The organism is Enterococcus sp. DIV2379 (assembly GCF_050542965.1).
Classification (GTDB): domain Bacteria; phylum Bacillota; class Bacilli; order Lactobacillales; family Enterococcaceae; genus Enterococcus_D; species Enterococcus_D entomosocium.
On sequence record NZ_CP172938.1, the window covers coordinates 1,844,682 to 1,857,108 of the forward strand.

The 12,427-nt window shown below is 40.5% G+C and carries 12 protein-coding genes; 5 read left to right on the forward strand and 7 right to left on the reverse strand.

All coding sequences use genetic code 11. The features are described from left to right. Window positions 1-8: 8 nt before the first annotated feature. From IGI92_RS08565 to IGI92_RS08575, 3 genes are read right to left on the reverse strand one after another with little or no spacing between them, the layout of a single operon-like run. Window positions 9-854, reverse strand: a complete 846-nt coding sequence (locus IGI92_RS08565) for an SIR2 family NAD-dependent protein deacylase (protein ID WP_005235847.1) — start codon at window positions 852-854, stop codon at window positions 9-11. Continuing rightward, on the reverse strand, window positions 808-1,617 hold the full coding sequence (locus IGI92_RS08570) for a protein-ADP-ribose hydrolase (protein WP_005235845.1): 810 nt from the start codon (window positions 1,615-1,617) through the stop codon (window positions 808-810). The genes IGI92_RS08565 and IGI92_RS08570 overlap by 47 nt, the downstream gene beginning before the upstream one ends. Window positions 1,618-1,677: 60 nt before the next feature. Continuing rightward, entirely contained in the window at window positions 1,678-2,523 is an 846-nt protein-coding gene (locus tag IGI92_RS08575; protein ID WP_005235843.1) for an SDR family oxidoreductase, read from the reverse strand. A gap of 115 nt (window positions 2,524-2,638) precedes the next feature. Between IGI92_RS08575 and IGI92_RS08580 the strand changes: the two genes are divergently transcribed. After that, a complete protein-coding gene (locus IGI92_RS08580) occupies window positions 2,639-3,106 on the forward strand; it encodes an Rrf2 family transcriptional regulator (RefSeq protein ID WP_008380035.1) in 468 nt (155 codons plus the stop codon). Between the two features lie 1,107 nt (window positions 3,107-4,213). On the opposite strand, the gene lepA is transcribed toward IGI92_RS08580, so the two are convergent. After that, window positions 4,214-6,049: a translation elongation factor 4 gene (gene lepA / locus IGI92_RS08585; protein WP_005235823.1), complete on the reverse strand. Its 1,836-nt coding sequence runs from the start codon at window positions 6,047-6,049 to the stop codon at window positions 4,214-4,216. 145 nt (window positions 6,050-6,194) lie between these two features. On the opposite strand from lepA, the gene IGI92_RS08590 reads away from it, so the two are divergent. From IGI92_RS08590 to IGI92_RS08605, 4 genes are all read left to right on the forward strand, one after another. After that, window positions 6,195-7,409: a GNAT family N-acetyltransferase gene (locus IGI92_RS08590; protein WP_301389866.1), complete on the forward strand. Its 1,215-nt coding sequence runs from the start codon at window positions 6,195-6,197 to the stop codon at window positions 7,407-7,409. 51 nt (window positions 7,410-7,460) lie between these two features. Beyond that, entirely contained in the window at window positions 7,461-7,946 is a 486-nt protein-coding gene (locus IGI92_RS08595) for a nucleoside 2-deoxyribosyltransferase (RefSeq protein WP_010748216.1), read from the forward strand. Next, window positions 7,947-8,612 carry a hypothetical protein gene (locus tag IGI92_RS08600; protein ID WP_008380055.1) on the forward strand — a complete coding sequence of 222 codons (666 nt, stop codon included), beginning with the start codon at window positions 7,947-7,949 and terminating at the stop codon, window positions 8,610-8,612. It begins immediately after the preceding gene. 276 nt (window positions 8,613-8,888) lie between these two features. After that, window positions 8,889-9,074 (forward strand): hypothetical protein, encoded by a 186-nt coding sequence (locus IGI92_RS08605; protein ID WP_005226019.1) that lies wholly within the window; start codon window positions 8,889-8,891, stop codon window positions 9,072-9,074. Between the two features lie 59 nt (window positions 9,075-9,133). On the opposite strand, the gene lepB is transcribed toward IGI92_RS08605, so the two are convergent. The 3 genes from lepB to IGI92_RS08620 all read right to left on the reverse strand — a co-directional run bounded on the left by lepB (window position 9,134) and on the right by IGI92_RS08620 (window position 12,362). After that, window positions 9,134-9,703: a signal peptidase I gene (gene lepB / locus IGI92_RS08610; protein WP_008380056.1), complete on the reverse strand. Its 570-nt coding sequence runs from the start codon at window positions 9,701-9,703 to the stop codon at window positions 9,134-9,136. Between the two features lie 167 nt (window positions 9,704-9,870). After that, window positions 9,871-10,824 carry an ABC transporter ATP-binding protein gene (locus IGI92_RS08615; RefSeq protein WP_005235811.1) on the reverse strand — a complete coding sequence of 318 codons (954 nt, stop codon included), beginning with the start codon at window positions 10,822-10,824 and terminating at the stop codon, window positions 9,871-9,873. Then, on the reverse strand, window positions 10,821-12,362 hold the full coding sequence (locus tag IGI92_RS08620; RefSeq protein ID WP_061054205.1) for an ABC transporter permease/substrate-binding protein: 1,542 nt from the start codon (window positions 12,360-12,362) through the stop codon (window positions 10,821-10,823). Before IGI92_RS08620 ends, IGI92_RS08615 begins: the two co-directional genes overlap by 4 nt. Between the last annotated feature and the right edge of the window lie 65 nt (window positions 12,363-12,427).

Sequence of the window (12,427 nt, forward strand, 5' to 3'; positions counted from 1 at the left end):
ATGCGCTCCTATCTAAAATGATCGATTTCTCTGATCGCTTCAACTATATTTCCTTGCAGAATAATCGTTTTATCCATGAGTTCATCTGGTATGCGTTGTGCTTGTTGGTTACAGACGATATAGGTCGACTGATTCGTTGCCCTCGTCATTTCTTGGAATGGATATTTTATAATGGAAGGCGTGTTGTTACCAATGCCGATCTCCCAAAAAACGATTTTAGTACCTAAATAATTTTCTAGAAATTCTTTGTATCGGTTAGCTGCGCTTTCCCAACCATCATCTTGTACAAAAAATTGATCTATCCGTAAATTGACCCGCATCGGTTGTCCACATTTGGGGCAATATGGTATGAGGTGCTTGGGAATTTTGAACTGACTCTGCTGATGGACCATTTGCATAATCAATGATTCATTCTCGTACGTCTTGTTATGGCAGGCACGTGAACATTGAAATAACCCATAATCACCTTGTGTATAAAATAATCGTCTCTTATCAAAGCCCGTCTTTTGGAACTGATGATCTACATTAGTAGTAATGACAAAGTAATTTTTTTCTTCTACCAAAGATAGAAGCTCTTTATATAGCGGCAAAGCCTCAGGCTGATATCGATTATGAAAAACATGTTTACTCCAATAACCCCAATACGTCTCTAATGAATCGAAGGGATAAAATCCGGCAGAATACATATCGGTTAAATGATAATGATCAATATAGTCTCTGAAATATTTTTTGAACCGTTCACCAGAATAGGTTAAACCGGCAGCAGCAGAAAGGCCTGATCCAGCACCGATAACGATTGCCTCTGCTTCAGTTATCTTTTGATAAACTTTCTGATAATTGTTGTAGTTTTTCATGGTACAACTCCTTATCAATGTCTTTAAACACATTGAAAATAATTTTTATAGGTGAATGAACACGCGTTACATATTCTTGCGTTGTTTTGATAGCGATCTCTGCAGCTAACTCATTGGGAAAACGAAATTCTCCTGTTGAGATACAACAAAAAGCGACGCTCTTCAATTGATACTCTTCGCAAAGCAACAAGACGCGACGATAACAGTCAGCCAATAAGGATACGTGTTCTTTAGTTACGGTATCTTTTATGATTGGCCCAACAGTATGTATCACTTTTTTTGCAGGCAAGTTATAGCCGTCGGTGATTTTTGCATAGCCGGTTTCTTCCAAATGCCCTTGTGCGTCCATGATTTCTTTGCATGCTAGTCTTAATTGAATACCTGCTGCAGAGTGGATCGCATTGTCGATGCACCTGTGTAATGGAACAAAACATCCTAGTAGCTGTGCGTTTGCAGCGTTTACGATGGCGTCCACTTCCAACCTCGTGATATCTCCTTGCCAGAGATAAAGGTTTTTTGTATACTGTTGCGCATCGTTTAGTGAAAAAATCTGATTTTCAGCTCTTTCTTCTAAAAGAAATTGATTTTGAATGTCAATAAAGTCCTTATGAATAGGTCGCGCTTCTCTTATATTTAATAAGCATCGCAATAAATCATTTTGTTCTTTCGGATCATCCGAGCTAGCATCTACTATTTTACTTAAGTGACTGTTTTCCTCTAATAAATAGTTAATCAGCCATTTCCTCTTTTCGCTATGGTTCATCGTCAACACCTTCTTTATAAAAATTTCCCGATTATTTTCGATAATCGGGAAATAGCAAGACTAATTTAACAACTCTTTGATTGCTTCTACGCGACTCGTCAAAGGCTTACCCAAAGCTTGTTCAAAGTCACTAGATGTCACATCTAATTGATTATTTTTAATATCATGTTGGAAAGACAAGAACATTTCTGCAACAGGTTGTGGTAAACCGCCTGCTGTCAAACTATCTACAAAGGTTTGATCATCAGATGAAACTACTTCGATTTCCTTCCTTGTTGCTTCTTTTAAAGCTGCTGCTAATTCAGCATAAGTAATAGGGCTGCCCGATAATTCAAGGATTTCAGGGTATTCTGTTCCTGCTAGTGCTTTTGCAGCAACCTCAGCATATTCGCGCTTCAAAGCCCAGCCGGTTTTGCCTTCTTTAGCTGCGTAAACGAATTTCCCACTAGCTAAAGCACCGCCAATAATCGGCATTTCATTTTCTAAATACCAGTTATTACGTAAAAATGTATGCGCAATTCCCGCTTCTTTGATTTGTTTTTCAGTAAAGATGTGATCAGCAGCTAATGCACTTGTTGAGTGATCTGCATCAGCAAAACTTGTATAAGCAATATACTGAACACCAGCGTCTTTGGCTGCCTTAACCACATTAGCATGTTCTTCTTGACGATTGCCTGGTGCGCCAGACACAAAAAGCAAGCGGTCAATGCCGTCAAAAGCGTTACTCAACGAATTGATGTCAGAATAATCCCCTACTCTTACATTGTAGCCTTTCTCTTTTAGTGTAGCTGCTTTTTCTTCAGATCGTACCAAAGCATAGATCTGATCTTTAGAAACTAAATCTTTCAAGAATTCAAGTGCATATCCTCCAAAACCACCAGTAGCTCCTGTTACTAAATATGTCATATAAAACACTCCTTTTTAGTTCGTACATTCAGCTGTACAATTATAAGATACACCTATATAATAAATAGTATGTTAAGATAAGTCAAGAAGAAAATCTAAAAAGGACTGAATTCACTTGAAATATTCTATTCAACTCAGTGATGCAATTCATATTATGTGTTATATCGTCATCTATAAAGATACTAATATGCTCTCAAGTGAGATGATTGCTCAAAGTGTAGAAACTAATGCTGCAAATGTCAGAAAAATAATGGCAAACTTAAAAAAATCTGGACTGATTCGAACAACTACTGGGAAACCAAAGCCCTATTTAGCAAAGGACCCCAAAGATATTAGTCTACTTGATATATATAAAAGTATTCATGGAAACACAAATCTCATTCAAGTCGATCCTAAAACGAATCCAGACTGCATTGTTGGTGCAAATATACAAGAAGTACTGGATGGTGCGTATAATGAATTGCAAGTAACTGTCGAAGAAAAAATGGCGAAAATCAATCTGTTCTCTCTATTAACAAGTATTGCAAGTTTAGAGGAAAGCAAACGACCGGAAAACAAATCTTTTCTTGAGCCATTTTTATAAAACCAAAAAACCCATTGAGATACTGACATCTCAGTGGGCTTTTTCGTTACAAATGAAATTGATTTACGTCTTCACATCTTTCGACACCACTCATAAGAAATAGCGTTGTCATTCACTTGCTTTTTCTGCAGCTCTGACTATTGCTCATAGAGACAGTGTATGCACAAGAGCAAATATTTCTTTCTTATCGACCAAACGACTAAATTCTTTCACTACTCGACTGCCTAAATTCACTGTGGCACCAGTAACTGCCTACTTCATTTCCGTTCCTCTTTTCTTTTACTCGTGGATGTAAAACAGCTTGATCTATCGGCCTGCTACTTAGATCAACTACAGAAACATTTCATTCTTAAAGTTCAAATACCCGTAAAACATGTTTGTTTCCCTCTGATGATCGATGTCATTTCAATACGGATTTTGCATCCAAAAATTTAGTTACTCTCTGAATTTTCCATTGACGATATTTGAGTGAGCTGGCGTCGATTGCTCACCCTTCATTTAATTATCGAATCATACGGAGGGCTATCAATTTGATAGTAGAACGGTTTGGTGATCGCCGTCAAGAAATAAAGCTTCTTCTCTTTTTCTAGCGTGCTTTCTTGATGATCATTTAAAAGTGGCATCTCAATTTAGTTTTTTGATAGTGTTTCAGGAGAGAAGTAATTAATACGCTGCTATTTCTTTATCTCTGTTAATAGCCGAGACTTTTTTTTGAGCTACTTCTCTTATACATTTGTATCATACTCAAAACTTTATCACACTGCTAAGATAGGTCACTCAACCCATTTTTTTTTTCAATAGCAGCTTGAAAAGAATTTTCTTCATCGCTAAATATTCCAGAGTTGAACGATTGGATAATCTGCTTTTCTTTAAATGCTTTCCTCTATGGATTCATTCATTTTTATGTAATGGTATGAAAAAAGCACCTCCTTATGAGATGCTCTTTCATACGCTGACAACTAAAAATTCTCAAGCAAGAGATTTTTTTCTTGTCCTTTTATTCAACAGTGACAATCCGTATAACTGTTTAAATTTTATAAACGGTTAAATCACTTTTTTCTAACACAAGAAAAGATTGCTTTATTAGACTTTTCAAATTGAAACGAGTTACTTCTTCGGTTCATCCTCATCCATCTTAAGAACTGCCATGAAGGCTTCTTGCGGTACTTCGACAGAGCCGATTTGTTTCATCCGCTTCTTCCCTTCTTTTTGTTTCTCTAGGAGTTTGCGTTTTCGAGAAACGTCACCGCCGTAACACTTCGCCAATACGTTTTTACGCAAGGCTTTAATGTCTGAACGGGCAACGATTTTTTGTCCGATGGCTGCTTGGATCGGTACTTCAAATTGTTGTCGTGGGATCAGTTTCTTCAGTTTTTCAACGATGGCTTTGCCTCGTTCATAAGCAAAGTCACGGTGAACGATAAAGCTCAATGCATCGACTTTTTCAGTGTTCAGCAAGATGTCCATCTTCACTAGCTTGCTAGTGCGGTAACCAGACATTTCGTAATCGAGTGATGCATACCCTTTCGTGCTGGATTTCAATTTATCAAAGAAATCAAAGACGATTTCCGATAATGGGATCTCATAAACGACGTTTACTCGATAATCATCCAAGTAATCCATCGTGACAAAGTCTCCCCGTTTGCGTTGGGACAATTCCATTACAGCACCGACGTAATCATTAGGAACCATGATTTGTGCTTTTACGTATGGTTCTTGTACATTGTCGATCGTGACTGGTTCAGGAAATTCTGCTGGGTTATCAACGACGACCATTGAGCCATCTGTCTTGTTGACATGATAGATTACGGATGGTGCAGTCGTAATCAGCTCAAGGTTAAATTCACGTTCTAGCCGTTCTTGCACGACATCCATGTGTAATAGGCCTAAGAAGCCGCATCGGAACCCAAATCCTAACGCTTGAGAGGTTTCTGGCTCAAATTGCAATGCTGCATCATTCAGTTGTAATTTTTCCAATGCTTCTCGAAGGTCGTTGTAGCGTGAGGTATCGATTGGGTACAATCCGCAATAAACCATTGGATTCATTTGGCGGTAGCCTTCCAATGCTTCGGCTGCTGGATTGTTGGCTAAAGTCACCGTATCTCCGACTTGCGTATCTTTAACAGTCTTGATGGCAGCAGTGATATACCCAACATCGCCCACCATCAACGCATCTCGTTGAATAGCTTTGGGTGAAAAGACACCGACTTCCGTGACGTCAAAGGTCTTGCCATTGCTCATCATTTTGATTTTATCTCCAGGTTTGACCATCCCGTCCATAATGCGGACGTTTAAGACCACCCCACGATAGGAATCGTACACGGAGTCAAAGATCAACGCTTTTAACGGTGCTTCAATATCACCTGCTGGAGCTGGGACATACTCAACGATTTGTTCCAAAATGTCTTCGATCCCAATACCTGCTTTGGCACTAGCTAAAACAGCTTCACTGGCATCGATACCTATAACATCTTCGATCTCTGTTCGTACTCGCTCAGGATCGGCAGCTGGCAAGTCTATTTTGTTAATAACTGGTAGGATCTCTAAATCATTGTCTAACGCCAAGTAGACGTTTGCCAATGTCTGTGCTTCGATCCCTTGAGCCGCATCAACGACGAGTACGGCGCCTTCACAAGCGGCCAAACTGCGGGAAACTTCATAGGTGAAATCGACGTGCCCTGGGGTGTCGATCAAATGGAAGATGTAGGTTTCTCCATCTTTGGCGGTATAGTTAAGTTCCACAGCATTTAATTTGATCGTGATTCCTCGTTCACGTTCAAGATCCATGGAGTCTAATAATTGGTTTTGCATTTCCCGAGACGTCACCGTATGGGTTTGTTCCAAAATACGGTCCGCCAGTGTTGATTTCCCATGGTCGATATGGGCGATAATGGAGAAATTACGAATCTTCTCCTGTCGTTTTTTCATTTCTTCTATGTTCATGGATACGTTCCTCATTTCTTTTAGTCAGCTTTTCTATTATACCAACGAAACGCCAATAGTTAAAGTATTTTTCTTAACCGTTATTTAGACATATTCATTCAGGTTTTGCTATACTAGAGCTAGCAAATAAATTGGAGTTGAAAGAATGGACAATAATTTTCATCAAAATCTACATATTCGAGCGGTGGATGAAAAAGACGTTGATCAGTTCAACGAACTGTTAAGCTACGTTTTTCAGATCACTGAATCGGATATTGAAGAAAGCGGCTATGAGAGCAAACGGGAAATGATTAAATCTAAGCGCCCGATCTTAGAGCTTTCCAAGGTCTTTGGCTGGTTCAATGAAGACAAGTTGATCTCGCAAATCGCCGTTTATCCTTGTGAAGTCAATATACACGGCAAATTAATCAAAATGGGCGGAGTGACCGGTGTTGGGACCTACCCTGAATATGCCGGACATGGCCTGATGAAAGACTTGATCAAGCTTGCCTTAGAAACCATGCGGGAAGATCAGCAATGGATCTCCTACCTTTATCCATACAATGTGCCCTACTATCGTCGCAAAGGCTGGGAGATCATGTCCGACAAGCTGACCTTCAAAATTCGTGATACCCAGCTTCCGAAAACCAAAGAAGTCCCTGGGATCGTAGAGCGCAAAGAAGTGGATGACCCTGATGTTTTTACTGTCTACAACCAATTCTCCCGCGACAACCATGGCGCCTTGCAGCGGACCTCTTTTCACTGGGAAGAGTATTGGCGCTATGAAAATGAAGAAGAGCGCACCGCGGCTGTCTATTACAATGCCAGTGGTCATCCGACTGGTGTACTTTTTTATTGGGTAGCCGAAGAAGTCTTCCATGTAAAGGAAATGTTCTACTTAGATCAAGAAGCCCGCAATGGTCTTTGGAATTTTATCTCTGCTCATTTCTCAATGGTCTATTGGGTCAAAGGAGACATTTATTCAAATGAACCCCTGTCCTTCTACCTGGATGATAGCCAAATCAAAGAAACCATTGAGCCTTATTACATGGCGCGGATCGTCGATGTTGAACAGTTTTTGAAAAACTTCCCATTTGAAGCCTTTCAAACACCCTTTCACTTTGTTGTTTCTGACCCAGTTGCCGATTGGAACAACGGAATCTTCGGTGTCCAATACAATCACGGGGAGATCGTGGTTTCAAGAGAAGCCATCGGAAAAGCTGTCCAGCTGGATATTCAGACATTGTCTTGTCTGTTGATGAATTACCGCCGTCCAGCTTACTTAGAGCGTGTGGAACGGCTAAATACCGATTCAGAAACACTGGCATTACTAGAATCGATCATCCCTGATATGGAAGCCTATTTCAGTGATTATTTCTAAACAACGAATCAACAAAACGTACAACTATGAATGATTAAGGAGTGTTTTTGAATGAAACTATATTTTGCTGCTCCCCTGTTTGCTGCTAGTGACCTTCGCTACAACGCCGAACTTGTTGCGTCGATTCGTCAGCAGTATCCGCAGCTGGAGATTTATTTACCTCAAGAAAATGCCGCGATCAATGATAAGTCCGCCTACGCGGATAGCAAAATGATTGCGTTGGCAGATACCGAAAAAGTACTGGAAAGCGATTTGATGATCGCTTTGCTGGATGGTTTGACCATCGATGCTGGGGTTGCCTCTGAGATCGGTGTCGCCTATGCAAAAGGCATTCCTGTGTTAGGGCTTTATACAGATAGTCGCCAACAAGGTGCCGATAATCAGCAAAAGCTGGCAGCATTACAAACCGTTGCGGAAAATCAGTTCCACTATGTCAATCTTTATACGGTGGGTTTGATCAAGCTAAACGGTGAGATTTATTCCTCTGAAGCAGCCCTTTTAGCTGGCTTAGCAGACTATCTTTCGGAGGACAACTAAATGGGGCAAAATTATCAGCGACTGCAAAAGGTATTCACTATTTTCGGTATTCTCGTGTTTTGTTTTTCTTTGTGGGAATTTTTCCGTGGCGTCTATCCGCAAACACAAGGACTGATTTTCTTGGGTCAAGCCTTACTTGGGATTTTATTGATCTTTGTCCCAGAAATGAGTAAAAAGTTCTTAAAAATCCAGCTACCAAATGCCACCGTCTACTTTTATTGGTTTTTCTTGCTGATCTCCGTATTCATGGGGACGATCTTACATTTGATCGAAACCATTGCTTTCTGGGATAAAATTCTGCATGCGGTGAGTCCTATGGTCTTGACGGCTGTAGGCTATGGATTGATCTGTCTCTTACTAAAAGAAGTGCCCGTTTCAAAAGTTTCGCCTTGGTTATTTTTACTGATGGGCTTTGCTTTTGCTGGCTTGTGTGGTGTTTTCTGGGAGTTTTGGGAATTCATCTGCGACTCTGTTGGTGGAATGAATCTCCAACGTTATGCAACCTTAGATGGCACCCCGTTTATTGGTCGTGAAGCATTGATGGATACGATGGGTGATTTACTAACCAACACGATTGGTGCTGCTTTGATGGGCGTGATCGCGTATGTTCAAGGACGAGGCAAACCTGATTACTTTGAAAGTTATCGGATTAAAAAATTATCATAACCAACCTTTAAAAGCTTGTTGAAACCATCGTTTTTCAACAAGCTTTTTTCTTTTGTTCTTTTATTGATAAAGAAAAATTTATAAAAATACTTAAATAACACATCTTATTTTTATGGATTCGCTGTCTAACAAGGTTCGACCTTCCTTACACTTCCCTATAAAACGGTTACAACTACAAGAAAATTCCCTCGTTTAATCATTTTTATTTCCCCAAAAAACCATGGTCTGTTATAATTACATTATTCATTTGACATTGCGTCAGTAAAGGAGAGGCTTATGGTTCTAACAGTGTTTTTTATTTTATGCTGCTTGATTTTTTCATCGATCACCTATGCGTTCTCTAAAGATGCCCGAAAATTTGTCCAACCTTTATCAATCAAAATTATTTTTATCGCATCAGCTATTATTGCGGTTTGGACGATGTTCTTTTCAATGGTTGCATTTGTCGCTTGGGTCATCTAAAAAAACATTCTTGCCAGTTGCGGCGTTTTCGCTGCATTGGCAAGAATGTTTTTTTGTGATTAGAAAAGTTTGATTTGATTCAAAGGCCAAAAACGCAGCAGCACTTTCCCTTCCATTTGATCTTCTGTTACAACCCCGAAACTGCGACTGTCCCGAGAGATCAAACGATTGTCTCCCATCACAAAATAGCTGCCTTCAGGAACCGTTACCGTGAAATCATCGGTAAAGTGTTCGGCACCAGCGGCGATTTGCTGAAACATTTCGCGATAAGAATATTCGTCTTGTAATTGATCGTCCGCAAATTTCTCTTTAAAATCATCTAAATAGGGTTCTTCGTATACTTCTCCATTGATTGTTAGGACATCATCTTTCATTTCAATGGTATCACCGGGTAAACCAATCAGCCGCTTGACAGCGATTTTGCTTGGATCATCTGGTTCAACACATATCACGATGTCTTGGCGGTCATATGAAGAAATTTTTGATGCAATCAAACGCTGCTTATCGGCCAAAGTTGGATCCATAGAATGGCCACTGACTTGAACTGGCGTCAGGACAAACAAACGGATGAGAACCACGGCGACGATAAAGAAAAGCAGTAACCAATTCTCTTTTAGGATTTTTACCATAGCTGCTCTTTCGCTCCTTTACTGCATCTTTTGTCATTATCAAAGCTCGTTTCTGGCATTCTGACAAAAGATATCTTCCTCAATCTTACGTGGAATTTTTACATTGAGCAAGAGAAATCATCGATTTTTAAAAAAATATGACATTTCTAGTGGCCATAAAGAACCTTTTACGTTCGATCACGACTCAAGAAAGCAAACACATCTTTTCGACTTAGACTCCCTACGAGTTTCTGCTCTTCTTCAATCACTACCGTGTCATGAGTTGCAAATAAGGTATACAACTCATTTAAAGTAGTAGATGCAGCGATTTGAGGAGCCACTGGGTTGACTTCATCGCTGAAAAAGTTCATCCGCATCAAATCCCCTGCAGTGACCAGTTTTGCTTCGTCTTCACCGGTCTCTTCAAAAAAACTTTTCACAAAAGCAGTTTTTGGTTGCGAGACAATCACTTCCGGTGTATCACATTGGACGATCTTCCCTTGATTCATGACAGCAATGCGCGTACCTAGTTTTACCGCTTCTTTCATGTTATGCGTGACAAAAATAATCGTCGTCCCAAGCTCTTGGTGCAAATCGAGGACTAACTCCTGTAAGGAATTTCGAGAAATTGGATCAAGAGCACTAAAGGGCTCGTCCATCAGAATAATTTCTGGGTTAGCAGCTAACGCTCTTAAAATCCCGATCCGCTGCTGTTCTCCTCCTGACAACTCTTTAGGCATTCGATGGCGGTATTGCTCTGGGTCAAGTTTGACCTGTGTCAGCAAACGATCCACGGCTTCTGAGCGATCTTTTTTCGACCACCCTAACATCTCTGGGATTACTTCAATATTTTGCTTCACATCCATTGTCGGAAACAGGGCGATTTGTTGGAGAACATACCCCATTTGCCAACGCATTTTTTGGATATTGTATTCTTTGATTCGTTTTTCTTTGAAGTAAATATCGCCATCCGTTGGTTCTGACAACGCGTTGATCATCTTCAAAGTCGTCGTTTTCCCACTCCCAGAAGGACCGACCAAAACAAAGATTTCCCCTTTATTGATGCTCAGATCTAATTGATCGATCACTATTTTTTGATCAAACTTTTTACTGACGTTTTTAAATTCAATAATTGGTGTCATTCTTGTCCCTCCTTAATTAATCCTTCATCTATCAGGAAGGTACGCGCGACTTCTGCTGGATTTTTTCCTTCGACATTGACCTGATAATTCATTTCACTCATTTGTTCTTCGGTGATTTTACCTGCCAACTTTTCCAATGCACGGACGACTTCTGGATGTTCCTTGGCAAAGGCTTCTTTCATCAAAGGCGCTCCTTGATAAGGTGGAAATAGTTCTTGATCGTCTTCTAGAATAACTAAGCCATATTGACGCAATTCACTGTCCGTGGAATAGGCATCCAGTAGATTGATGTCGCCATTATTGATGGCTTGATAACGCAATGCTGGTTCCATACTTTGGACACTTGGAAAATCTAGCCCATAGAGTTCTTGGATGCCCGCATAACCGTCCGTCCGATCAATGAATTCGAGGGTAAAGCCGGCTTTGATTTGATTTTCGATTTTCTTCAAATCAGAGATCGTGGTTAGTCCATTTTCCTCAGCAAATTCTTTTTTCACAGCCAACGCATAGGTATTTTGATACGCCATCGGCTGAAGCAAGGTCATCTCAAACTGATCCTTTAACAGATTGACTGCTTCGGTATAGGTTTCGTCAGAGTCAAGTTTTTGACTAGCGGTTTTTTCCGGTACATCCACTAAACTCTCCAACACAGTTCCAGTAAATTCTGGATAAATGTCGACTTGGTCATTGTCTAAAGCACTGAATAAGAAAGAAGTTTTCCCAAAGTTAGGTTCCAATTCAACCTGTGCATCAGGATCTTCTTGCTCAATCAATTCTTTGTACATGTTGATCAAGATATCAGGTTCAGACCCTAACTTCCCAGCGATAGTAATGGTTTTCGGCGCGAAAAATCCGCTCTGTGAAAAAGAAACGCCGCCAATCAGCAAGATGATCGCTGCCAGCGTAATCAAGGTATAGCGCGGTTTCAGGTGTTGTAGATAACGGATCAACGTACTGAAAATAATAGCCAGTAAAGCAGACCCGATCGCGCCGATCAACGTTAATTCAGGGGCATTCCGATCGATCCCCAACAAAATAAAGGAACCTAGCCCACCAGCGCCAATCAGAGCGGCTAAAGTCGCTGTTCCGATGATCAAGACCAACGCCGTGCGAATCCCCGAAATAATGACAGGCAAGGCAATCGGCAATTCGACTTTGATCAATCGGCGCATCCGAGACATACCAAATGCCGCCGCAGCTTCTTCGATTGATGGATCGATCTCCGAAAGGCCAATATAGGTATTTTGAAAGATCGGCAATAACGCATAAATAACTAGTGCGATCAACGCAGGCGGCGTTCCGATCCCCACAAATGGAATCAATAAACCTAACAGTGCCAGTGATGGAATCGTTTGTAGCACACTCGTTATTTGTAGGCCGACTTCCGCTGCCCGTTTATGATTAACCAGCCAAATGGCTAACGGGACAGCAATAACGATCGCCACCAGCAGCGCAATGATTGACAATGACAAATGCTCAAAGACAGCTGTCAGCAATTCCCCTTTTCGCTCATTCAACGTTTCAAAAAAAGTATTCATCTTTTCATTCCTCTCCTACTCCATAAGAACAGTATAATCGAAGTGCGAATTTCCTCCAAACAACA